This is a genomic window from Bradyrhizobium sp. I71 (assembly GCF_022354745.1).
GTDB lineage: Bacteria > Pseudomonadota > Alphaproteobacteria > Rhizobiales > Xanthobacteraceae > Bradyrhizobium > Bradyrhizobium liaoningense.
Genome location: NZ_CP059398.1, coordinates 457,739 through 481,182, shown reverse-complemented (window position 1 = coordinate 481,182; position 23,444 = coordinate 457,739). Strand labels below are relative to the sequence as shown.

20 protein-coding genes are annotated in these 23,444 nt (G+C 65.9%); 9 read left to right on the top strand and 11 right to left on the bottom strand.

Annotation, left to right across the window (positions count from 1 at the left end):
* Window positions 1–7: 7 nt before the first annotated feature.
* Together FJV43_RS02235 and FJV43_RS02230 are read right to left on the bottom strand one after the other, a co-directional pair.
* Window positions 8–1,516 (bottom strand): bifunctional 3-(3-hydroxy-phenyl)propionate/3-hydroxycinnamic acid hydroxylase, encoded by a 1,509-nt coding sequence (locus tag FJV43_RS02235; protein WP_239624321.1) that lies wholly within the window; start codon window positions 1,514–1,516, stop codon window positions 8–10.
* 124 nt (window positions 1,517–1,640) lie between these two features.
* On the bottom strand, window positions 1,641–2,432 hold the full coding sequence (locus FJV43_RS02230) for a DNA-binding transcriptional regulator (protein WP_239624319.1): 792 nt from the start codon (window positions 2,430–2,432) through the stop codon (window positions 1,641–1,643).
* 147 nt (window positions 2,433–2,579) lie between these two features.
* On the opposite strand from FJV43_RS02230, the gene FJV43_RS02225 reads away from it, so the two are divergent.
* Together FJV43_RS02225 and FJV43_RS02220 are read left to right on the top strand one after the other, a co-directional pair.
* Window positions 2,580–3,563, top strand: a complete 984-nt coding sequence (locus tag FJV43_RS02225; protein ID WP_239624318.1) for a VOC family protein — start codon at window positions 2,580–2,582, stop codon at window positions 3,561–3,563.
* A 36-nt stretch (window positions 3,564–3,599) separates the two neighbouring features.
* Window positions 3,600–4,562: an MBL fold metallo-hydrolase gene (locus FJV43_RS02220; RefSeq protein ID WP_239624316.1), complete on the top strand. Its 963-nt coding sequence runs from the start codon at window positions 3,600–3,602 to the stop codon at window positions 4,560–4,562.
* An 11-nt stretch (window positions 4,563–4,573) separates the two neighbouring features.
* Here the strand turns inward: FJV43_RS02220 and FJV43_RS02215 are convergent, their stop codons facing one another.
* Both FJV43_RS02215 and FJV43_RS02210 read right to left on the bottom strand, forming a co-directional pair.
* Window positions 4,574–5,221, bottom strand: coding sequence for a response regulator transcription factor (locus FJV43_RS02215; protein WP_131867745.1), 648 nt, complete (start codon window positions 5,219–5,221; stop codon window positions 4,574–4,576).
* The gene (locus tag FJV43_RS02210) at window positions 5,218–6,600 is read right to left on the bottom strand and encodes a histidine kinase (RefSeq protein WP_239624315.1); all 1,383 of its coding nucleotides are present in this window, start codon (window positions 6,598–6,600) and stop codon (window positions 5,218–5,220) included. The genes FJV43_RS02215 and FJV43_RS02210 overlap by 4 nt, the downstream gene beginning before the upstream one ends.
* Before the next feature lie 193 nt (window positions 6,601–6,793).
* Between FJV43_RS02210 and FJV43_RS02205 the strand changes: the two genes are divergently transcribed.
* Window positions 6,794–7,660 carry a DUF3280 domain-containing protein gene (locus FJV43_RS02205; protein WP_239624313.1) on the top strand — a complete coding sequence of 289 codons (867 nt, stop codon included), beginning with the start codon at window positions 6,794–6,796 and terminating at the stop codon, window positions 7,658–7,660.
* A 6-nt stretch (window positions 7,661–7,666) separates the two neighbouring features.
* Here FJV43_RS02205 and FJV43_RS02200 read toward each other — a convergent pair whose 3' ends face one another.
* Genes FJV43_RS02200 through FJV43_RS02190 form a run of 3 tightly spaced genes read right to left on the bottom strand, consistent with a single transcriptional unit; the run spans window position 7,667 to window position 10,698 of the window.
* The gene (locus FJV43_RS02200) at window positions 7,667–8,698 is read right to left on the bottom strand and encodes an L-idonate 5-dehydrogenase (RefSeq protein WP_239624312.1); all 1,032 of its coding nucleotides are present in this window, start codon (window positions 8,696–8,698) and stop codon (window positions 7,667–7,669) included.
* A gap of 20 nt (window positions 8,699–8,718) precedes the next feature.
* Window positions 8,719–9,486 (bottom strand): glucose 1-dehydrogenase, encoded by a 768-nt coding sequence (locus FJV43_RS02195; RefSeq protein WP_239624310.1) that lies wholly within the window; start codon window positions 9,484–9,486, stop codon window positions 8,719–8,721.
* A gap of 12 nt (window positions 9,487–9,498) precedes the next feature.
* Window positions 9,499–10,698 (bottom strand): mandelate racemase/muconate lactonizing enzyme family protein, encoded by a 1,200-nt coding sequence (locus tag FJV43_RS02190; RefSeq protein ID WP_239624309.1) that lies wholly within the window; start codon window positions 10,696–10,698, stop codon window positions 9,499–9,501.
* A 177-nt stretch (window positions 10,699–10,875) separates the two neighbouring features.
* On the opposite strand from FJV43_RS02190, the gene FJV43_RS02185 reads away from it, so the two are divergent.
* Together FJV43_RS02185 and FJV43_RS02180 are read left to right on the top strand one after the other, a co-directional pair.
* Entirely contained in the window at window positions 10,876–11,646 is a 771-nt protein-coding gene (locus FJV43_RS02185; RefSeq protein ID WP_239624307.1) for a GntR family transcriptional regulator, read from the top strand.
* A 26-nt stretch (window positions 11,647–11,672) separates the two neighbouring features.
* Complete coding sequence (locus tag FJV43_RS02180; RefSeq protein WP_239624305.1) at window positions 11,673–13,037, top strand: MFS transporter; 1,365 nt, start codon at window positions 11,673–11,675, stop codon at window positions 13,035–13,037.
* Window positions 13,038–13,085: 48 nt separating this feature from the next.
* Here FJV43_RS02180 and FJV43_RS02175 read toward each other — a convergent pair whose 3' ends face one another.
* The 4 genes from FJV43_RS02175 to FJV43_RS02160 form a co-directional block, all read right to left on the bottom strand.
* On the bottom strand, window positions 13,086–13,322 hold the full coding sequence (locus FJV43_RS02175; protein ID WP_239624304.1) for a hypothetical protein: 237 nt from the start codon (window positions 13,320–13,322) through the stop codon (window positions 13,086–13,088).
* A gap of 121 nt (window positions 13,323–13,443) precedes the next feature.
* Window positions 13,444–14,694, bottom strand: a complete 1,251-nt coding sequence (locus FJV43_RS02170; protein ID WP_239624302.1) for an arsenic transporter — start codon at window positions 14,692–14,694, stop codon at window positions 13,444–13,446.
* A gap of 26 nt (window positions 14,695–14,720) precedes the next feature.
* Complete coding sequence (locus tag FJV43_RS02165) at window positions 14,721–16,004, bottom strand: MFS transporter (RefSeq protein ID WP_239624301.1); 1,284 nt, start codon at window positions 16,002–16,004, stop codon at window positions 14,721–14,723.
* A 75-nt stretch (window positions 16,005–16,079) separates the two neighbouring features.
* Window positions 16,080–18,557 carry a PAS domain S-box protein gene (locus tag FJV43_RS02160; protein ID WP_239624299.1) on the bottom strand — a complete coding sequence of 826 codons (2,478 nt, stop codon included), beginning with the start codon at window positions 18,555–18,557 and terminating at the stop codon, window positions 16,080–16,082.
* Window positions 18,558–18,772: 215 nt separating this feature from the next.
* Between FJV43_RS02160 and FJV43_RS02155 the strand changes: the two genes are divergently transcribed.
* From FJV43_RS02155 to FJV43_RS02140, 4 genes are all read left to right on the top strand, one after another.
* On the top strand, window positions 18,773–19,864 hold the full coding sequence (locus tag FJV43_RS02155; RefSeq protein WP_239624297.1) for a putative zinc-binding peptidase: 1,092 nt from the start codon (window positions 18,773–18,775) through the stop codon (window positions 19,862–19,864).
* Window positions 19,865–20,028: 164 nt separating this feature from the next.
* Window positions 20,029–22,044, top strand: a complete 2,016-nt coding sequence (locus FJV43_RS02150; protein ID WP_239624296.1) for an acetyl/propionyl/methylcrotonyl-CoA carboxylase subunit alpha — start codon at window positions 20,029–20,031, stop codon at window positions 22,042–22,044.
* Between the two features lie 158 nt (window positions 22,045–22,202).
* Window positions 22,203–23,069: an isocitrate lyase/PEP mutase family protein gene (locus FJV43_RS02145; RefSeq protein ID WP_239624294.1), complete on the top strand. Its 867-nt coding sequence runs from the start codon at window positions 22,203–22,205 to the stop codon at window positions 23,067–23,069.
* Window positions 23,066–23,365, top strand: coding sequence for an acylphosphatase (locus tag FJV43_RS02140; protein ID WP_239624292.1), 300 nt, complete (start codon window positions 23,066–23,068; stop codon window positions 23,363–23,365). Before FJV43_RS02145 ends, FJV43_RS02140 begins: the two co-directional genes overlap by 4 nt.
* The last annotated feature ends 79 nt before the right edge of the window (window positions 23,366–23,444 follow it).

The following is a 23,444-nucleotide window of genomic DNA, read 5'->3' as shown; positions in this document are numbered from 1 at the left end:
TGTTCGCTCAGGCCGCGGACGGCACGTGGGTTGGAGGCGTGATGGCGGCCATGAGCCGGTCGAGCTCGGTCTCGTTACGGGCGGTGCCGCGGATGTAGCGGTCGGGGCGAACGACGGCGGCGATGATGCCGTGCTCGCGCAGCCAAGGGCCGACACCCTCGGCATCATTGCTGGTCAGGATCTTGATTCCCGGCAGTGAATGAGCGGGACGCGAAGGGAGCGTGGCCGAGCTCTCGACGAGCAGGACATGGCTGTAGCCGATCCGGTCGTCACCGCGGCTGCCGTCTCGCAGCGCGAACTGCGGCGCGAGATGTCCGGCGAGAGGCAGATCGCCGAGCGCGAGCCCGGGGCCGAGCAGGGGCTTTTTCACCTCCAGCTTGACCGGCGCATTTTCGCGCACCTCGCCGGCGGCAAGGCCGGCCTCGATCGCCTTGGTGTTGATGACGCCGCCGAGGCGAATGGCGAGCTCGATGAACTCGCGCACATGCGGCTGGCGCTCGCTCTGATAGGTGTCGAGCAGGGGGGGCGGGGCGCCGTCGCGAATGACCGCGGCAAGCTTCCAGGCGAGGTTGGCGGCATCGCGGATGCCGGCGCACATGCCCTGGCCGAGAAAGGGCGGCGTCTGGTGTGCAGAATCGCCCGCGAGCAGCAGTCGATCGTTCCGCCATTGCTGCGCGATGACGGAATGAAACGTGTAGACCGCGGCGCGCTCGATCTCGGCATCGTCGGGAGTGATCCAGCGCGACAACAGCTCCCACACCTTCGCGGGCTGCGCGACCTCCTGGGAATCCTCGTCGGGGAGGACCGTGATCTCCCAGCGCCGCCGCGTACCGGTGCCGCGCACGTAGGTCGCCGGCCGGCGCGGGTCGCAATGCTGAAGGCTGTAGTCGCCGAGATCGTCGCGCTCGCGCTTGAGCAGGACGTCGATCACCAGCCAGCGCTCGTGGAAGCCGAGATCCTCCATGCCTGAGCCGATGAAGCGGCGCACCAGCGAGCGGGCACCATCGCAGCCGATCACATAGCCGGTGCGGACTTCGGTGAGCTTCCCGTTGGAGAGGTCTTCGTAGCGGACGCGCACGCCAGTCTCGTCCTGCTCCAGCGCGAACACATCGCAGCGATTACGCAGGGTGACGTGTGGCCAGCGGGCGAGCCCGCCGATCAACACGTCCTCCAGATCCGGCTGGTGGAAGCGGTAGCTGAGATGCCAGCCCATCGGCGTCAGCGTCTGTGGACGAGACCATTCCAGCAGCATGCGACCGGCGGCATCGAGAAAGAGCATGCCGGGACTGAGGATGACATGCGGCAGGATCGTGTCGGCAAGCCCGATGGTCTGGAACACGCGCATGCATTCGTCGTCGAAATGCACCGCTCGCGGCAAATGATAGGTCCGCGCCTCGCGCTCCAATACCAGCGTTCGTACGCCGCACAGGCCGAGCAGGTTGGCGAGCGCGGCGCCGACCGGCCCGCGGCCGACGATCACGACGTCGAAGTCTTCAGCGGTGGATTTATCTTGCATGGGGCTATCTCTTCCCCAAGCCGCGCCGCAGCATCAACGCCGCCGCGCCAAGTGTCCGCCCAGCGGACGGACATAGGGGAAGGTCGTCATGGCCGGACTTGAAGGCGTCGACATACGGGCCGCGCTACACCTCGACCGGAATGGCGGATGCCGACTCCTGAAGTTGTCCCACGAACTGCGTCACCGCTTCCTCGATCCCGAGAGCCGAGCGGATCCAGATGATGGAGATGCAGCCGAACACCACACCATTGCGCACGATGGCAACGGCAATCGAAGCCGTCTTGGGATTGAACTCGCCCTCGCTACGGATCGCGTAACCTCGTGCGGCAGTCTCGGCGACCATGCGGTCGAGCCGGCCCTGGTCGAGGAAGGGGCGGTCGTCGGCTTCGTCGATCCGGCGCAGATGATTGACGATCAGATCGCGTTCGCGCGCGGGGCAGGCGGCGAGATAGGCTCGGCCCGCAGACGTGCGCAGCATCGGCAGGCGCTTGCCGATCATGCCGCGGTCGATCGAGAGCGGGCTGCGAGAGTGTGTGGTCTCCTGCACCACCATCGCCGCGTTCTCATAGGTGGAGAGATCGACCGGCCAGACCAGTTTTTTGCTGAGATCGGCAAGATAAGGCGCCGCCGCCTGGCAGATCACCACTCCAGGATCGTAGCCGTCGCCGAGGCTCAGCGCGCGCCGGGTGACTCGAAATCGGTCGTCGCTGGCGCTGCGGGCGATGTAGCCGAGTTCCTCCAGCGTTTCGAGCAGGCGGTAGACGGTGGGGCGGGGCAGGTCGAGCGCGCGGGCGACGTCGCCGGCGCGGATGCCGCCGGAGCGGTTGACTTCGTGCAGCACGTCGAGCCCGCGCTTGAAGGCGCGAACGCCCTCGGACTGCCGGGGCTGGCCGTTCCGCGTCCGCTCCTTGGACACTTCGTATTTCCTCCCTTGTGGCACATCGCGGCGCGGCTATCGTCGTTGCGAACGCGAAGCGATTGCGGAACGCCACCGTAGGATCGCGCGCGGCCGGTATCAAGCTCGCCGCACTGGGGCGATCGCGATGCCCTCGGGAGGACGTCGATGGAAATTACAGCGCTCGGCTATATCGGGATCAATTCATCCCAGCTCGACCAGTGGAGCCGGATGGCGACCGGGCTGCTCGGCATGCAGCAGGTCGATCGCGGCGGCAAGATGCGCGCCTTCCGCATGGACGACCGCAAGCAGCGCTTGATCGTCGATGGTGGCAGCGATGCCGGCCTTGCGGTGATGGGATGGGAGGTTCCTTCGACTGCCGAACTGGACCGGTTGGCGGGACGGCTGGAAAGCCATGGCATCGGGGTGGTCCGAGGCTCGCGCGCGCTCGCTGACGAGCGGCATGTCGCCGAGCTGATCGCGTTTGCCGATCCCGCCGGCAACCGGCTGGAAGCGTTTTGCAAGCCGGAGCTTGCGAGCGAGCCCTTCAAGCCGGGCCGTCCGATCTCGGGCTTCCGCACCGGCGCGCTCGGCATGGGGCATGTCGTGCTCAATGTGGAAGATGTCGAGCCTCTGTTGCCGTTCTATCGCGACGTGCTCGGCTTTCACGTCTCCGATTTCGGGCTGAAGCCGTACGGGCTCTATTTCTTCCACGTCAATGGCCGCCACCACTCCTTTGCGATGGTCGGCTCGGGGCGGAAGGCGATGCATCACTTCATGGTGGAGCTCGGCAGTCCCGATGACGTCGGACAGGGCTACGACCTCGCGCAGTTGGACGAGGGGCGCATCGCCTATACGCTCGGCCGGCACACCAATGACCACATGACCTCGTTCTACGTAAATACGCCGTCCGGCTTCTTCATCGAATACGGCTGGGGCGGGCGCGTGATCGATCCCGAGACCTGGCAGCCGCACGAGACCTTTGATGGGCCCTCGCTATGGGGCCACGAGCGGCTCCATATGCCCGAGGAGCAGCGCAAGCGCTTGCGCGACATGCGACTAGATGCGGCCGCGCGCGGCGTGCGCGTCGCCGACCCGCGCGTGCCACCGCTCAACTGCGCATGGCTGGACCAGGTGATCGCGCGCGAATGAGCCGCGGCAACAATCCAACACTCAGGAAGAGGAAATATGCTCAAAACGCTCCTGCGGGCGGGCCTTGTGCTGCTCGCGTTCACCACGGTCGCTTCCGCCGAACCGATGAAGGTGACGCTGCTCGGCACGGGCGTGCCGACGCCGCGACCGACCAGTTTCAGCGCGTCGACGCTCGTGGAGGCAGGGAGCGAAAAATTGCTGTTCGATCTCGGCCGCGGCGCGACCATCCAGCTCTACAAGCTGAAGATTCCACTCGGCGCGATCACCGCGAACTTCATCACGCATCTGCACTCGGACCACGTCGTCGGCCTTCCCGACATTTGGCTGACAGGGTGGCTTGCCACGCCCTGGGCTTCGCGTAAGGGGCCGATGAAGCTCTATGGCCCGAAGGGAACCGTCGCCATGACGGAAAACCTCACCAAAGCTTTCGCCGACGACGTCCGCATCCGCATCGATGACGAGCATCTCGATCCCGTAGCGATCACGTTCGCGGCAAAGGATATCGAAGCCGGGCGGGTCTATGAGAACAACGGCGTGACGGTCACCGCGATCGAGGTGAACCACGGCGAGAAGATCAGGCCGTCGTTCGGTTACATCGTCGAATATGGCGGCCACAAGGTCGTGTTGTCGGGCGACACCAAGTACGATGAGCGCATCGCGAAGGCGGCCGAGGGCGCCGACCTGCTGATCCACGAGGTCGCGGTCATCGAGCCGGAGCTGCTGGCCAAGAATCCCGTCTATAAGGACATCCAGGCTCACCACACCTCTCCGGAAGAGGCCGGCAGCATCTTTACCTCGTCCAGGCCAAAGCTTGCCGTCTACTCCCACATCGTGTTCGGCACGGTGAAGCCCGCGCCCGACATTCCCGAGGAGCCGCTGATCCTGCGCACGCGCACCACTTACAAGGGGCCGTTGCTCGTCGGCCGTGACATGATGTCGTTCAGGATCGGTGACGCCGTGGAGGCGTTCTCCCCTGACGGAGCGCGGCTGGAGCCGTAAGGCAACGGCGATCAGACCTCGGTCAACAGTCCCTGGCGCAGTGCCAGGCGGACCAGCTCGATGTCGGAGCCGACGCCGAGCTTGTCCTTGATCAGCGAATGCAGGTTCGCCACCGTCTTCGGGCTGACATGCAGCGTCTCGGCGATCTCCTCCGTCGTGTTCTCGGCGAGCAGCAGCCGCAACACCTCGAATTCGCGCGGCGTCAGCACGTCGGCGGCCGAACTCTCGCCGCTGATGCGGCTGAGCGCAAGCTCGTGGTCGATGTCGGGGCTGATCGCGATCTTGCCGGCGAGCACGTCTTTGACCGCGCGCACCAGCGTCTCGGGCGGGCTGGTCTTGGTGACGTAACCCCTCGCACCGGCGCGGATCGCCTGCACGGCAAAGCCGGCATTCTCGTGCATGGTGAAGATGAGGATCCGTGCCGTCTTGTCCCACTGCCTGATCCGTCTGACGGCCTCGATGCCGCCGATGCCGGGCATGCTGAGGTCCATGATGACGAGGTCGGGCGCCTCGGATTTGTACAGCCGGTAGGCCTCCGCGCCGTCGGCCGCCTCGGCGACGACGCGCAAGCCCGGCTGCTTCTGGAGCACGGAGCGGTAGCCTTCGCGGACGACGGAATGGTCGTCCACCAGCAGGATGGTGGCGTCGGCCGCGCTCATGCCGCGTGCTCCAGCGCCTGCCGATCGTCGGCCGCGAGCGGAATGAACACGCGCAGCGCCGAGCCGTGAGGGCCGGTCTCGAAGCTCAGCCGGCCGCGAAGCGCGGCGACGCGCTCGCGCATGCCGAGCAGGCCCATACCGGATCTGGCGGCAGCCTCGTTCGGCCGGCCGTCATCCTCGATCGCGAGCGCGATCTCATTGTCGGCCATCGCCAGATGCAGGCTGACCTTCGTTGCGCCGGCGTGCTTGGCCGCGTTGGTGAGCGCCTCCTGCACGATGCGGTAGAGATTGGCGCTGACCGAGGCAGGCACGCTCTCGAAGGCACCGTCGAACCGGATATCGAAGCGGGTCTGGCCGCGGCTGCGGCCGTTCCACCCCGACACCAGTCCTTCGAGGCTCGCGACGAGGCCGAGCTCGTCGACATCGGGCGGCCGCAACCGGAACAGCGCGCCGCGCAACGTCTCCATCATTCCGGTCGCGGTCCGGGCAATGCCGTCGCACTCTCCGAGCAAGGCGGGACAGTCCTGCGCCGCAGTCTGGCGGGCGGACGCGGCAAGCGCGCGGATGGCGGCGAGCGACTGGCCGAACTCGTCATGCAGCTCGCGCGCGAGATGGCGGCGCTCCTCGTCCTGGAGCGCGATCAGCTTCCGCGTCAGCTCGTTGCGTTCGGCAAGCGCGGTGTCGAGGCTTTCGGCGAGATGGTTGAAGACGTCGCGGATGGCGGAGAGCTCGGCGAGGTCGAACGGCGGCAGCCGCGTCGTGAGATCGCCGGCAGCGATGCGCTCGAGACCGTTGCCGATCATGCGGGTGGGGCGCAGGGCGCGGGCCAGCGCAGCATAGACCAGCGCGCAGAGCAGCGGCAGCGCGATCGCAAGCGCGATCATCAGGCGACCGGCCTCGTGCCAGGCCTCGGCCGTCTGCACGGCCGCATCGACCGAGACCACGGTCTCGCCGAGCTTCGTTCCGCGCACGATCACGGGCCGTGCCGCCTCGCGGCCGGGGTCGAACAGGCTGCGGTAGAAGGCGGTGAAGGCCTGCGGCGGCGGACTCGCCGGGGCAGGCGCGCCGCTACAGAAGCGCTGGAGGATGTCGCCGCTCGTGCCGCGGAATGCCAGACACAGGCCGGGCGTCATCACATAGGCGGAAACAGGATCGAGGTTCGGAAAGTCCGAGCGCGGGCTGGCCACCCACTGGACCTTGCCCTGTTGCAACTCCAGCGACTTCGCCACGATGGCGGCGATACTGTCGATGCGCGCATACGCGGCGCGGTCGGCCGTCACGAGGAAATAGGCGGAAATCGCGGCGAAGCAGGCAGCCGATATCGCGGCCACGCGCAACGTCAGGCGAATCTTGAGATCGAACCTAGGGCGATTCCACATCGGCGGACACCTGGTGCGAACGGGTTTGTCGCTCCCGCATTAAAGGGCAGAACGCAAGCGGCGGGAAGCGTTCCCGCCTTACCGCAGTGCAACGTCGTGAAATTTTCCCGGCGTTCGTCGGGACGGTCACGGCTGCATGGCGTCAGGCGACCCGTCCAGACTTGCGGGCCCGCTCCATCGAGGAGGCCCGTTCATGCACCGCTCCCGGCTGATTCTCGTCTTTCTCCTCGGCGGCCTCTGTTGTTCACGGGCCGATGCCGGGGACGCCATTGGCGTAGCCATGGACGATTTCAGCTATACCGACACCTCGGCCGAGCCGGCCGACCAGACCGCCGCCCACGAGCGGCGGCTGGCGGCGTTCATGGCCGCGCTTCGAAGGGACATTGGCGCGGACCCGCGCTATCGGCTGGTTCCGTCCGCCCAGGACGGCGCGGCGTTCAAGGTGATCGGCGGCATCCAGAAGACGAGCACGCTGGTGCAATGGGCCAAGGTCGCCGTGATCGAAATCGGCGCCAAGAAGCTCGTGATGGACAAGCTCTACAGCTTCCGCGGCGACAATGATGAATCCTGGGAGCGCGCCGAGATCTTCGTCTCCCGCGAGATCATGGCTGCGCTCGCAACGCCCGCGCCGGTCGCGCTCGCCGTGTTCGATTTCGAGCTCGAGGATACGACCGCCGCCTCGGCCGGCACATCGGCGGCATCGGACGCGTCATACATGGCCGAGGTGACCGGTGGCGTGCGCGAGGCACTGGGCCAATCCGGCCGCTACCGCATCGTCGACGTCAGCGGCGCGCGCGGCGAGGCGGGGAAGGGGCGTGCCTTGCGCGATTGTGGCGGTTGCGAGGCGGCGATCGCGAAAGAGCTCGGCGCGGATCAGTCGCTGATCGGCGTGGTGCGGCGGGTGAGCCGCACCGAATACACGTTCGGCTTCCAGGTGCGCGATGCCAGGACCGGCACGGTGCTGACGCGTGGCGACAGCGGCCTGCGCATGGGCGCGGACTATTCCTGGAAGCGCGGGGCCGTGCGGCTGGTCAGCGACCGGCTGATCGAGAGCCAGTAGCGCGGTTCAGAACGTCAGTTGCACCTTCATCGACTGCGTGCGGTCGCTGGCGAGCTCGAAGGCGGCGACCGCGTTCTCGAACGGCATGGTGGCCGTGATCAAGGGCTTGACGTCGATCAGGCCTTCGCCCATCAGGCGCACCGCCAGTTCGAACTCGGGATCGAAGCGGAAGGTGCCGCGGAGCTGCAATTCCTTGGCGACGATGGAGTTGATCGGCAGCGTCATCTCGCCGCCGAGGCCGAGCTGCACCAGCGTCGCGCCCGGCCTGAGCACGTCGAGCGCGGTCCGCAGCGCCGCCTGATTGCCGGAGGCCTCGAACAGCGTGTCGAAGACGCCCTTGCCGGCGCGCCAGGGATCGAGCGCGGCGGCGTCGGTCGCGACGTTGATGGCGTGCGTGGCGCCGAGCTTCCTGGCGACCGCGAGAGGCGCGTCCGCGACATCGGTCACCACGATCTCGGCCGCGCCGCCGAAGCGCGAGACCAGGATCATCAACGCGCCGATCGGACCGCAGCCGGTGATCAGGACGCGCTTGCCGAGCAGGGGACCGGCCTGCTTGCCGGCATGCAGGCAGACCGCGAGCGGCTCGGCGACCGCGGCTTCGGCGAGCGAGAGCTTGTCCGCGATCGGCACGGCCTGCGTCGCATCGACCGTGATGAATTCGCGAAAGCCGCCCTGCACGTGGGGAAAGCGCATCGCGCTTCCGAGGAAACGCATGTCGAGGCACTGGTTGCGCATGCCCTCCTGGCAATGCAGGCACATACCGCACGGCTTGCTCGGGTTCACTGCAACGCGGGTACCGGGCTTCACGCTGCTGACGCCGTCACCGACCGCCGCAACCACGCCGGCAATTTCATGCCCCAGCGCCATCGGCTGCTGGATGCGGACGACGCCGAAACCGCCGTGATGGTAATAGTGCAAGTCCGAGCCGCAGATGCCGCCATTGGCGATCTTGACGCGGACTTCGCCCGGACCGGGCGCCGGATCGGGATACAGGTCGATCCGCAGGTCCTTCGGTGCGTGGATGACGACGGCGCGCATGAGCTGCTCCTGGTTTGCGGTCACATCGCGGCGATCATGCCGCCATCGACATAGATGATCTGGCCGTTGACATAGGTCGAGGCGTCCGAGGCGAGGAAGATCGCAGCACCCACCAGCTCGTCGGGCTTGCCCCAGCGTTTTGCGGGGATGCGTCCCATCAGCCAGTTGTTGAAGTCGGCGTTGTTGACCAACGCCTCGTTCATGTCGGTCAGCATGTAGCCGGGGCCGATCGCATTGGCCTGGATGCCGTGCTGCGCCCATTCCACCGCCATCGAGCGGGTCAGGTTCTTGATGCCGCCCTTGGCCGCGGTGTAGGGCGCGATGGTGGGACGCGCGAGCTCGCTGCCGAGCGAGCCGATGTTGATGATCTTGCCGTGCTTGCGCGGGATCATGCGCTTGGCCGCCTCGCGGCCGATCACGAAGGCGCTGGTGAGGTTGGTCTCGATCACCTTGCGCCACTCGTCGGTGGTGAATTCCACCAGCGGCTTGCGGTGCTGGATGCCGGCATTGTTGACGAGGATGTCGACGGCGAGCCCTTCGCGGTCGAAGCGCTCGAAGGCGGCGACGATGGCGGGCTCGTCGGTGACGTTGAACGCGGCGCCTTCGGCTTGATGCCCGGCGGCCCGAAATTCGGCAACGGCCTGCTCGACGCGCTTGGGATCGACGCCGTTGACGATGATCCTGGCGCCGGCCTTGGCCATGCCCTCGGCGATGGCGCGGCCGAGGCCGCGGGAGGAACCGGTCACGAGCGCGGTGCGGCCGGAGAGGTCGAAGAGGGAAGTGCTCATCTCGGGAAGTCCTCAGACGTTGGAGCGGCGCACGGTGAGATCGGAGCGGTCGAAGACGGCGGGCAGCAGGTCGACGCCGAGGCCGGGACCTTCCATCGGGTAGACGAAACCATCCTTGATCACCGGCATCGTGGTGACGAGCTCATTGTACCAGCCCTTGTAGAAGGCGCGCACCGATTCCTGGATCAGCGTGTTGGGCTGGCTGAACGACATGTGGATGGCCGCAATGAAGCCGATCGGGCCGATGCAATCGTGCGGTGCGAAGGGCCGGTGATAGGTCTCGGCCATCGCGGCGATCTTGCGGCCCTCGGTGAGGCCTCCAGTCCAGCACAGATCCGCCATCACCACGTGCATGGCGTCGCGGTCGAGCATGTCCTTGTAGGGGAAGCGCGAGCCCAGCGTCTCGCTGGCGCAGACCCAGACGTCGGTCGAGCGCGCATATTCGGCCAGCGCCTGCGGCGAGTTCATGCGGATCGGGTCCTCGTACCAGGTCGGCTTGTAGGGCTCGAGCGCGCGCGCGATCTGCTTGGCCGTCGGCAGGTTCCACAGCGAGTGGAGCTCGACCATGATCTCCATCCTGTCGCCGACCGCCTTGCGGATCTTCTCGAAAGGTTCGATGGCCTGCTTCATCTGCGCGGCGGTGATGTAGAGGCCCTTGTTCTCCTGCGCGGCCGGATCGAACGGCCAGATCTTCATGGCGGAGATGCCGCTTTCCAAAAGGCTTTCGGCAAGCGCGTCGGCGCGATGCATGAAACCGTCGAGATCCTCGTAAGGTCCTTTGGAAGCGCCGAGATTCCAGTTCGCGACCGGACTGATATTGGTCGAGCGGACATATTGCGTGCCGGCGCAGGTGTTGTAGATGCGCTGCTTGTCGCGGCAGAGGCCGCCGAGCATCTGGTGCACCGGCTGGCCGCAGACCTTGCCGAACAGGTCCCACAACGCAATGTCGATCGCGGAGGCTGCGCGATACTCGACGCCCGTCGACGATTGCGCCATGGGCAAATTCAGCATGTCGCGATGGATGGCTTCGATGTGCAGGGGATTGCGGCCGAGCAGGCGGCCGGCAAAGGTGTCGTGGATCTGCGCCTCGACCGCGCCCGCGCCGTAGAACGTTTCGCCGAGCCCGATCACACCCGTGTCGGTGTGAACGCGGACCCAGATGACGTTGGAAAATTCCTCCGTACGCAGCGTCTCGATCGACGTGATCTTCACGGCAATTGTCCTCCCATTACAGACGTCGCGCGTCCGTCGTCTCATTTCGCACTGCAACATGTTGCAGGTCGCGCGGGAGTCTTACGCCGGCTTGTAATATATCACAACATGTTTTAAGGCTCCAACAAACAGGGCGCCATCCAGCAACGAGAGCGCGGGCCGACGGGAGAGAACGACATGGCAAAGCGCAAGCGCGCGCTCGAGGTGGTGAGAAACGACGACAACGACGGCGAGGGCAAGCCCTCGCGGCGCAACCGGCTCAATTTCTTCGAGCTGGCCTACCAGAAGATCGAAGAGCTCCTTGTTCACTGCGAGCTCAAGCCCGGACAATTCATGACGATGCTGGAATTGCAGCATATCACCGGCTTCGGGCGCACACCGGTGCATCACGCCGTCAATCGTCTCTCGGCAGATACCCTGATCATCATCCGGCCCCGTCACGGTCTGCACATCGCGCCGATCGATCTGGCGCGCGAGCGCATGCTGCTCGGCCTGCGCCGCGACATGGAGCGCTTCGTGATCCGCCTTGCCGCCGATCGCGCCAGCCTCTCGCATCGCAATCAGGCGCTGCACATCGAACGTCTGCTGCGCGAGCGCCGCGCCAGCCTGACCCTCGACGAATTCAACAGTATCGACCGCCGCATCGACGCGCTGGTGCTGGAGGCGGCAGGCGAGCCGTTCCTGGTGCATACGATGCGGCCACTGCACACGCTGTATCGGCGCATCGGCTACATCCACCACCGCTTCATGCCGGGGCAGGCGGATCTGTCAGGCACGATCGATCATCATCTCGCCATTCTCGCGGCCGTCGCCAACCGCCGCGTCGAGGACGCGGTGAGGGCGAGCGATGCCCTGATCGACTACATGGATTCGATGTTCACGGGCATGGAGGCCGGGATCGATCCGCGGCTGCTCGATTGCAGCATCGAGCCGCTGCTGGGCGCGTAGAAAGTTTCGAAGAGAGGACCAAGAAAATGTCAACGATGGCGATGCCACAACCAACCGCGAGCGAAGCCGCGGTCCGCTACCTCATCACGAACTACAGCCCCAAGGGCAACAAGGTCGGCTGGCTGATGATGGCCTCGATCCTGGTCGAGGCCTGGGACCTCTATTCGATCGCCTTCGTGCTGATCTTCATCAAGGAGCAGTACAATCCCGATCCGCTGATGCTCGGCCTTGCTGCGGCCGGCACGCAAGGCGGCGCCCTGATCGGCGCGCTGCTCGGCGGGTGGCTGTCCGACAAGATCGGGCGCCGCGTGATGTTCCTGGTGACGATGGTGATGTTCATCGTGCTGGCGCTGGCGCAGGCCTTCGTGCCGAATGTTGCGTGGCTGGTCGTAATCCGCTTCCTACTCGGCATCCCGCTCGGCTCCGACATCTCGACCGGCTACACCTACATCATGGAATCCATGGCCAAGGGCGAGCGCGAGGTCATGGGCAACCGCTGGCAGTTCATGTTCGCCGTCGGCGAGGTCCTGACCATCGGCGTCATCGTGATCTTCCTCCTGATCGACATGAACCACGAGATGCTGTGGCGCGTGACGCTCGGCCTCGGCGCGGTGCCGGCGCTGATCATCCTGATCATGCGCCACGACGTGCCGGAGACGGCGGTGTGGCTGGTGCAGAAGGGGCGCTACCGCGAGGCCAAGCAGGTCGCGCGCGAGATGTTCAACGACAATCTCGACATGCTGCCGGATCGGGACGTCCAGGTGCCGAAGGTCTCGACCCGCGCGTTCCTCGCCGACCTCAAGAAGGACCCGATCCGCTGGCGCGCGACGATCTACGGCTGGATCGCCTGCTTCGCGCAAGGCAGCGAATTCTCGACCTTCGCGTTCTACCTGCCGGTGCTGTTCGTGATGGTCGGCGTGTCGAGCGTGCTCGGCAATAACCTGGTGACGATGGGGCTGTTCTGCTTCGCCGCGTTGTCCGGCTGGGTCGGTCCGCTGCTGACGCCGAAGATCGGCCATCGCGGTATCGCCATCGCCGGTTTCGGCATCGTGCTGGCTTCGCTTCTGGTCGCGGCCTTCGCGCTCTACACCGACAACAAGATACTGCTGCCGTTCGCGGCCGCCGCCATGCTGTGGGGCCACTACTGGGATGCGTCGAACTGCATGACGATCCCGACCATGGTCGCCAGGCCGAGATATCGCGGCACCGCCAGCGGCTTCGCATACATGTTCGTCAAGCTGCCGTCGTTCCTGGCGATCTTCCTGTTCCCGTCGCTGTTCGCGGCGATCGGACAGGCCAACGCCACGCTGTTCGTCGCAATCTTCCCGCTGATCGGATTGCTTGCCGCGATCTTCATCCTGCCGGAAGTCTACGGCTACGAGAACGACTGACGCATAGCCCGGTCGCGGTCCGGTGTGGTCGCGATCGGGCTCCTCCCGCTAGGGGCTCAGGAAGACGGGATCGATCCCGGTACCATGGCCGAGCAGGCCGATGGCCTGAAGCTGCGCCGTGTGGACGTCGATCTCCAGGATGGCGAACAGGGCCAGCAGCACCACGACGGAGAAGACGAGCAAGGGATGGGACGTCTCCATGCGGCCTTTGCCGGGTGCAACGAAGCTCTGAATTCCGCGACGCAGCGAGAAGCTCTGCGGCAGCGACTTTGATCGAATCTGCATGATCAACCTTCCTTGCCGCAGCCTGTCTGAAGCACGCGACAAGTGAACTCTAGCCGCCGCCGCATCGCCGGCATTGATGCACCGCAAACGGCTGTACTTGTTTAGCCGGCGCCCTTTGCCGCTACCTGATGGCAGCCGCCAGTGCACCGATCAAGGCAGGCGGCGTCACCAGCAGACCGAGCTTGAGGAACGGCCAGGCGCCGACCTCGATCTTCTCCCGCCGGAGCGCCACCAGCCAGAGGATGGTGGCGAGCGATCCGGTCACCGACAGATTGGGGCCGAGATCGACGCCGATCAGGATGGCGCTGATGACCGGTGCGGGCAGATGATCGCTGGCGGCGACCGAGCCGGCGACGAGGCCGACCGGAAGGTTGTTGGCGATGTTGTCGGCAAGCGCGGTGGCGATGCCGACGCTCCAGGCCGCCTGGGGCACCGATTGCGCGACCGCCTGGTGCAGCAGCGCGCTCAGCTGCGCGATCACGCCGGTCTTCACCAGCGCTTCCACCATGACAAAGAGCCCGCCGACGAGCGGCAGCACGCTCCAGGAGACACCGCGCAGCACGGGCAACGGCGATTGCCGGTTGATCAGCAGCACGATCGCCGCCGTCGCGACGCCGCAGATGAAGGTCGGCAGGCCCAGTTGCCTGTCCAGCGCCGACGCGGTGACCAGCACGATGCCGATCGCGACGATGCCTATTGCCGTGAGCTTGCCGCCGCGTCCAAGCTTCGGATGCGGCACGCTGCGGGCGATCGTTTCCTCCTTGAGCGCGCGGTGCTGGCTCAGGCGCAGGACCACGTATGTGAGCAGGATCGAGGCCGCCGAGGGCAGGGCGAACAGGCGCAGCCATTCGGTGAGCTGCGGCATGCGCGCGCCGAACACGACGAGATTGGCCGGATTGGAGATCGGCAGCACGAAGCTTGCGGCATTGGCAATGAAGGCGCAGACGAACAGATAGGGCAGCGGCTTTGCGCCGGCTGCGCGCGTCGCGGCATAGACGGCCGGTGTCAGCACGATCGCGGTGGCATCGTTGGAGAGCAGCACGGTGACGAGGGTGCCGACGAGGTAGATCAGCAGGAACAGTCGCTGCGGAGAGCCGCGTGCATACTCCACCGCAAGCGCGGCGAGATAGTCGAACAGGCCTTCGAGCCGCGCCAGCTCTGCGATCAGCATCATGCCGATCAGGAAAAGATAGACGTCGACGCCCTTCTCGATACCTGTCAACGCATCCGGCCACGGCAGCAAACCAGACAGCAGCAGCGCGCCGGCGCCGATCACCGCCCAGATCGCCTCGGGCAGGCGAAAGGGCCGGACGATGACGCCTGCGGTCGCGACGACGATGATGCTCCAGGTCCAGATGGCGTCAGACGGCACTGTTCAGTTCTCGAATGGGAGTGGATTCATTCGGCTGCGATAGCCGATGCGGGCGCCGCTGTCTTCCCCCGCGGGCGCGGATCGCCGTCGTCGCTTTGCCGCGTCTCGGGCAAGGCGAGGAGGCAGATCACGGCACCGATCGCCGCTACGGCGCCGAGCGTGATGAATGCTGCGCTGTAACCGGCGCCGACGACGACCAGGCCCGCCAGTGTCGTCGACAGCGCCGCGCCGATGCTCTGGGCCGTGATGACGGCGCCCTGTGCGACGTTGAAGCGGCCGGTGTTGCGCATGAGGTCGGCGACGATGACGGGAAAGATTGCACCGAAAATGCCGGCGCCGACGCCATCCAGAAGCTGCACGCCGACCAGCCAGAACGGATTGTCGGAGAGCGTATAGAGTGCCCCTCGGATCGGCAGGATCAACAATGCGACAAGGAAGAACCGCTTGTGTCCCCAGCGGTCCGCCCGTGCGCCGACCAGCATCGCGAACGGCACCATCACCACTTGCGCCGCAACGATGCACGCCGACATCAGGCTGGTGCCGATGTTCTTGTCCTGCAGCGCAAGCTTTTGCCCGACCAGCGGCAGCATCGCCGCGTTGGAGAGGTGAAACAGGACGACACAGATCGCGAATATGAGCAGCGGACGGCAGGTCAGGAGCACGCCGAGGCCCGAGGGATGTTCGGGTGCACCATTAGTACGAGCGTGGTGCAGTCCGCGCGCGAGGTCGTGGTCGATGGCCCGTTCGGGGATCGCCAGGATGCTGACGAGGCTCGCGATCGCCATGGCGCCGAGAAGGTAGAACACGACGGTCGGTCCGAACCAATAGGCGGAGAGGCCGGCGATGCCCGCCGCGACGGCGTTGCCTGCGTGGTTGAAAGTCTCGTTACGCCCGATGCGCCTGGTAAATGCGGCATGCCCGAAAATGCCAAGAGAGACCGCGGCGATCGCCGGTGGGAAGACCACAGCAGCGGCTTGCGCGATGCCTTGCGAGATCATCACCGGCAGGAGGTTGGGGAACAACGGCAGCGAGAGCGAGGCGAGCGTCACCAGAATCGCAGCGGCCACCATCACCAACCGCTTCGTCCGTGTGGCGTCAACCAGCGCACCGGCCGGCGTCTGCGCGACGATGCCGGCGATCGTTGCGATCGACATCACGAGGCCAATGCGAGCCTCGTTCCAATGCTGCTCGGTGAGAAGATAGACCGCGAGATAAGGGCCGAGCCCGTCGCGGACGTCGGCGAGGAAGAAATTGGCCGCATCCAGCGCGCGGCCGGCGCGCCTCGCCTGATCAAGGTCTTGGCTCGACATGCATTCCTCGATCCAGGCTGGAAGGTCCCGGCGAAACCCGATTTCACGGCAGCTTTGTTCCGTCAGGTGGCGTAGTCACCGTGCCACGGATAGCTTCTCCGTGATCGCCTTGCGCAATATGCGCGACAGCGACTCTACCGAATACGGCTTCTGGATCAGTTCGAAACCGCGATGGGCGCTTTCGGCGAGCACGTTGCTGTAGCCGCTGGTGAGCACCACGGGCAGGCCCGGATAGCGCTCGCGGATGATGCCGGCTAGCTCGACGCCGTTCATTCCGGGCATGATGACGTCGGAGAACACGAGGTCGACGGCAAATTCGTTCTCGCCGAGGATCGCCAGTGCCGCGTTGGCGTTGGCGACGCGGCGGACGACATAGCCGAGGTCTTCCAGAAGCTCGGTCGAGAACTGGCCGACCTCGTCGTTGTCCTCGACCACGAGCACGCGGTAGCCGCGCCCGGTGGTCGCGGTCTCGCTGGTCAGCGCCGCGGCTTCCTTCTCGGTGGCCGGGCTTTGCGCCTGCGGCAGATAGATGGTGAAGGTCGCGCCTTTGCCTTGCGTGCTCGTCACCGCGATGTCGCCCTCGGACTGTTTTGCGAAGCCGAAGGCCTGGCTGAGGCCGAGGCCGGTGCCCTTGCCGACCTCCTTGGTGGTGAAGAACGGTTCGAAGATCGAGTCGAGATGCTCGGGCGCGATGCCGCTGCCGGTGTCGGTGACGGAGATGGCGACGTAGTCGCCGCTGCGCGCCGATTGCGCGCGCAGCTGAGGGATACCCTGGACCTTGCGCACGGCGATGGTGAGGCGGCCTTCGCCATCCATGGCATCACGGGCGTTGATGGCGAGGTTGATCAGCGCGGCCTCGAACTGGCCGATGTCGGCCACGGTGAAGCAATCGGGATCCCGAACTTCCACGGCGATCTCGATGCGGCCGCCGACCAGTGGCCGGACCAGCTGTGCCACGCCCTCGACCTGGCTGCCGACATTGAAGATCTGCGGCTTCAGCGGCTGCCGTCGCGCGAACGCCAGAAGCTGTGCCGTCAGCTTCGAGGCGCGCTCGACCGTCTCGGAGATGGCGTCGACATAGCGGCGGCGGCGTTCCTCCGGCAGCTCGCGGCGGCGCAGGAAGTCGGTGGCAGAGCGGATGATGGTGAGGAGATTGTTGAAGTCGTGCGCGACGCCTCCGGTGAGCTGGCCGATCGCCTCCATCTTCTGCGATTGCCGCAGCGCTTCCTCGCCGCGGCGGCGCTCGGTGACGTCGACGGCCTCGGGCACCGCGCCGGTGATGTTGCCGTGGCGGTCGAGCACGGGCCGCATGCCGAAATCGAAATCGCGCTCGCCGATGGGAAGGCGCAGGCGCATCTCCAGCCGCACCGCTTCTCCTTTGAGCACCGTGTCGAAGGCCTCTCGCACGGCGGCGCTCATGCCGTTTGTGCCGGCGAACCAGGGCGTGTCCCAGAACGGCTTTCCGATCACATCCGAAGAGCGTGCCTTGATGCCGTCCAGCGCGGTCTTGTTGGCGTAAAGCAGCTCACCTCTGAGATTGACCAGGCCCTGATACTGATTGCTGGTCTCCAGGATCGCGCGCAGCCGTGCCTCGTTGGATTCGAGCTCGGCGGTGCGCTCGGCAATGCGCTGTTCCAGCGTCTCGTTCAGCTGCCGGAGCTCGATCTCGGCCTGCTTGGCGACGGTGATGTCGTGGGCGACGCCGATGAAGCCGATATGCTTGCCCGTCGGGTCCCAGCGCGGCTGCGATTCCGATCGGAGCCACCGCCATTCGCCGCTTGCGTTCCTGTAACGCGCTTCCAGCACGAAGGGTTTGAGGGAGGCTTCACCCTGGACCGATTGCTGGAGCACGTGCGGCAGGTCGTCGGGATGCAGCACCTTGCGCCAGTCGAAGTCGATGGCCTGATCGTAGGGCAGCCCGACGAAATCGACATAGGCCCGGTTGGCGAAGGACCGCTTGCGGTCGAGCTTGGTGACCCAGATCGGGACCGGCGCGCTGTCGGCGATCAGCCGAAAGCGCTCCTCGCTCTCGCGCAGCGTCGCGCGCGCCAGCGCCTGGTCGGTAATGTCGATGTGGGCGCCGACGAGGCGGATCGCGCGGCCGTCCTTGTCGCGCTCGATCTTGGCGACGACCCGGATCCAGCGGGTCTCGCCGTCGCTGGGACGGATGATGCGGTATTCAGCGCTGTAGTCTTCGCTCGTTCCGGCGAGAGCCTCGAAGAAATGCTTGACGGCCGCGTCGCGATCGTCGGGATGGATGCGGTTGACCCAGGCCTCGTGCGTCTCGTCCGCGGCCTCCGGCGGCAGGCCGTGGATCATCAGATATTCGGGCGAGCGACGGTTCTTGAAGCCTTCGCGGAAATCGACCTCGACGCCGCCGACCTTGCCGATGCGCTGGATGCGTGCCAGCTCGGCCTCGCGCTCCTGCAGCGCGCGATAGGCGTTATCGCGCTCGCGCGCGACGTCTTCGAGGTGCTGGCGCAGCCTTTCGGCTGCGATGGTCTCGGGCAAGGGATCGTTCAAGGCATCGGCCGTTGTGATGCGGGTGCGCACGTGCCGAACCGATATTCACACAGACGGAGCGTGATGACCATTGTTTAGAGGGTAAAGTATCGGAAAATGGGAGCGCGTGCCTGAACGCGAGGAACGACCCGGCGGCAACGTCTGGTCTGGCAATTTGTTCCGGAGACTGGAACGATCGGCTGATCGAGGCGTCTTCGCGGGGTGCCAACTCGCTCATAAGAATCCCTTTCCAAAGAGGCTAAATCTTGAAGCTCTTCGTCTGTCAGGCCTGCGGCAACGTTCTCTATTTCGAGAATCGTGCCTGCGAACGCTGCGGCCATCGTGTCGCCTTCATGCCGGAGAAGGAGACAATGTCGGCGATCGAGCCCGACGGAGAAGCCTGGCGGACATTGGCCGACAACGGCGAAGGCCGGATGCTGTGCCGGAATGCCGAATACGACGCCTGCAACTGGCTGACAGACACGGACGATACCACCGGCTATTGCCGCGCCTGCCGCCACAATGGGACGGTACCGAACCTCTCCGATCCGGCGCAGCTTGCTGGATGGCGTGAGCTGGAGGTGGCCAAGCACCGTCTACTCTATGCCCTGATCCGCTGGAGGCTGCCGCTCCAGACCCGGCAGGACAATCCCGAGCATGGGCTGATCTTCAATTTCCTTGCCGACGATCCGAACAGCGGACAGAAGGTCATGACGGGCCACGACAGCGGCCTGATCACGATCGCGCTCAAGGAGGCGGACGACATCGAGCGCGAGCGGCGCAGGCTCGAAATGGGCGAGCCCTACCGGACGCCGCTCGGGCATTTCCGCCACGAGGTCGGACACTATTTCTGGGACGTGCTGGTGCGGGACGGCGGCAGGCTGGACCAATGTCGCGCCGTGTTCGGCGACGATTCCGTCGATTACGGTCAGGCCTTGCAGCGGCACTATGCCGAAGGCCCGCCGCCGGACTGGCGGCAGAGCTACGTCTCGGCCTACGCCACGACACACCCGTGGGAAGACTTCGCCGAGACCTGGGCGCACTATCTCCACATCGTCGACACGCTGGAGATGGCCGCCGAGTTCGGCATGGAGGTGCGCCCCAGGGTCGACCGCGACGGAGAGTTGACGGCGCGCATCCGTTTCAACCCCTACGAGGCAAGGGATATCGAGGCGCTGGTCAACGCATGGCTGCCCTTCACCTTCGCCATGAACAGCGTCAACCGCGCCATGGGCCTGCGCGACCTCTATCCCTTCATCCTGTCGCCGGCTGTGGTTGGCAAGCTGGGCTTCATTCACGGCCTGGTCCGGGACGTGGCCAAGGCCGGGAAGCCCCGGGAAGCGGCACGGCGTCCCTAGGGCTCGCCGGGCCCATTTCGGTCTTGCGCTGGCACGCCAGAGGCCCCGGATTTAGACCGTTGCCTCCGGCCCATTTTGATGTACCACGGGAGCCACACGGCCCGTCCCATAGGCCCCAACGGCCAGGAGACGGGTCCCGCCCAAGGTCGAGACTCAAGAAAAGCATGTTCAAACGGATTCTGATCGCCAATCGCGGCGAAATCGCCTGCCGGGTCATCAAGACCGCCCGCAAGATGGGAATTCAAACGGTTGCGGTCTATTCCGAAGCCGACCGCGATGCCCTCCATGTCGAGATGGCCGACGAGGCGGTGCTGATTGGTCCGCCGGCTGCGGCCGAGAGCTATCTGGTGATCGAGAAGATCGTCGAGGCCTGCCGCAGGACGGGCGCCGAGGCGGTGCATCCCGGCTACGGCTTCCTGTCCGAGCGCGAGGCGTTTCCGCGCGCGCTGGAGGCGGCCGGTATCGTCTTCGTCGGCCCCAACCCCGGCGCGATCGCCGCGATGGGCGACAAGATCGAATCCAAGAAGGCGGCGGCGAATGCCGACGTCTCGACCGTGCCGGGCTTCCTCGGCGTGATCCAAGACGCCAAGCATGCGGTCAAAATCGCCGATGCGATCGGCTATCCGGTGATGATCAAGGCCTCCGCCGGCGGCGGCGGCAAGGGCATGCGGATCGCCTACTCGACCCAGGAGGTCGAGGAGGGATTTGGGCTGGCAAAAGCGGAAGCGAAGGCCTCGTTCGGCGACGACCGCGTCTTCATCGAAAAGTTCATCGTCGATCCCCGCCACATCGAGATCCAGGTGCTGGGCGACAAGCACGGCAACGTGATCTATCTCGGCGAGCGCGAATGCTCGATCCAGCGCCGCAACCAGAAGGTCATCGAGGAAGCGCCGTCGCCGCTGCTCGACGAGGCCACCCGCCGCAAGATGGGCGAGCAGGCGGTCGCGCTGGCCAAGGCCGTGAATTACGACTCCGCCGGCACGGTCGAGTTCGTGGCAGGGCAGGACAAGAGCTTCTACTTCCTGGAGATGAACACGCGCCTCCAGGTCGAGCATCCCGTCACGGAACTCGTCACCGGCATCGACCTCGTCGAGCAGATGATCCGTGTCGCCGCCGGCGAGAAGCTCGCCATCGCGCAGAAGGACGTCACGCTGACGGGCTGGGCGGTGGAGTCCCGCCTCTACGCCGAAGACCCGTTCCGCAACTTCCTGCCCTCGATCGGGCGGCTCGTGAAGTATCGGCCGCCGGCGGAAGCCAGCAAGGACGGCATCACCATCCGCAACGACACCGGCGTGCAGGAGGGGGGCGAGATCTCGATCCACTACGATCCGATGATCGCCAAGCTCGTCACCCATGCGCCGTCGCGCGCGGCTGCGATCGAGGCTCAGGCCACTGCGCTGGATTCCTTCTACGTCGACGGCATCAGGCACAACATCCCGTTCCTGTCGGCGCTGATGCACCATCCGCGCTGGCGCGAGGGACGGCTCTCGACCGGCTTCATCGCCGAGGAATTCCCCAAGGGCTTTGCGGTGCGCGTGCCCGAAGGCGAGGTCGCGCGGCGGATCGCCGCGGTCGGCGCCGCCATCGATCACGTGCTCGGTGAGCGCAAGCGGCAGATCTCGGGCCAGATGGGCGGCCGCATCGTGCAGCGAGAGCGCCGCCGCTCGGTCTGGCTCGACCGCCAGGAGATCCTGCTCGAGGTCGGGCGCGAGGGCGAGGCGATCGCGATCCGCTTCATCGATCCCGACGGCAAGGCCGGCAATGCGCATCTCTTGCAGTCGCCGTGGAAGCCCGGCGATCCGGTCTGGCAGGGCACCATCGACGGTCACCTCGTCGCGGTGCAGGCGCGTCCGATCGCCAACGGCATCCGCCTCGCGCATCAGGGTGTCGAGGTGCCGGTCTATGTCTGGACCGAGGCCGAGGCGGCTTCCGCGCGGCTGATGCCGGTGACGACGGCCTCCGACACCGGCAAGAAGCTGCTGTGCCCGATGCCCGGCCTCGTGGTCTCGATCGCGGTGACCGAAGGGCAGGAGGTCAAGGCCGGCGAGACGCTGGCGGTGGTCGAAGCCATGAAGATGCAGAACGTGCTGCGCGCCGAGCAGGACGGCACCGTGAAGAAGATCCACGCCAGCGCGGGTGCGACACTCGCGGTGGACGCGCTGATCCTGGAGTTTGCGTAAAGCGTCTTCGTGGGGATCTCAGCGTCCCCACGAACACCGTTATTGCGAGCGCAGCGAAGCAATCCAGACTGCCTCTGCGGAAAAATCCTGGATTGCTTCGCTGCGCTCGCAATGACCGAGTATGTTGCGGCTGCGTCGCTACAAATGAGAGGGCACCCATGGCCTTTCGTTCCCGCCGCGAGAAACTTCGCTCCATCCTGTCGGGCGCAACTTGTGTCCATCCCGGCTCGGTCTACGACGCCATCTCGATCCGCATTGCGGAGGACCTCGGGTTTCCGCTCGGCATGTTCGGGGGATCAGTGGCCTCGCTCGCCGTGCTCGGCGATCCCGATATCACGCTGATCACGCTCACCGAGCTTGCCGAGCAGATGCGGCGGATGTCGCGCGCCGCAACACTCCCCGTTCTGGTCGATGCCGATCACGGCTACGGCAATGCGCTCAACGTGCGCCGCACGGTGCAGGAGTTGGAGATGGCGGGCGCCGCCGGCCTCACTATCGAGGACACGCTGCTGCCGGCTGCCTTTGGCGAAACGAAGACGCAGCTGATCTCGCTCGAGGAAGGCGTCGGCAAGATGAAGGCGGCGCTTGGCGGCCGCAGCGATCCGTCGCTGGTGATCATGGGCCGCACGGGCGCTGCCGCGATCACCTCGATCGAGGATGCCGTTCGCCGCGCCAAGGCTTACGAGGCTGCCGGAGTCGATGCGTTGTTCTTCACCGGCATCAAGTCGCGCGCCGAGCTCGAGGCCATCGCATCTGTCACGCGCCTGCCGATCGTACTCGGCGGTGCGCCGGACGAATTGAATGCGCTCGACTACCTTGCGAGCCAGCGCGTACGCATCGCGCTCCAGGGCCATGCGCCGATCGCCGCCGCGACGCAGGCCGTCTACGAGACGCAGAGGGCGTTGCGCGAGGGCACGGCGCCCAAAAGCCTCAAGGGCTTGGCATCGCCGGAGCTGATGGCCCGTGTCATGCGCGAGGGCGAGGCCAGGGTGCGCAGCGCCGATGTCCTCGGATTGAACAAGTGAGCCGGGCAATTCTTCAGGTCATGATCCGCGGACGCGTGCAGGGCGTCGGCTATCGGGCCTGGGTCGAGTATCAGGCGACGGCGAGCGGCCTCGAAGGCTGGGTCCGCAACCGTCGCGACGGCAGCGTGGAGGCGCTGTTCGCCGGCGCGCCGAACCACGTTGCCGACATGGTCGCGCTTTGCCGCCACGGCCCGCCGTCCTCGCGCGTCGACAGCGTCACCAGTGAAACCGCGAGCGCGGATGAGCTGAATCTGCGCCGGGCAGGGGAGACGTTCTCGGTCCTGCCGACGGTGTAGCTTCAGAAGACCGTCATGCCCGGGCCTGCCCGGCCATGACGACGTCGAGGCCGAGGTGCCCAAGCGCTCGATGGGAAAT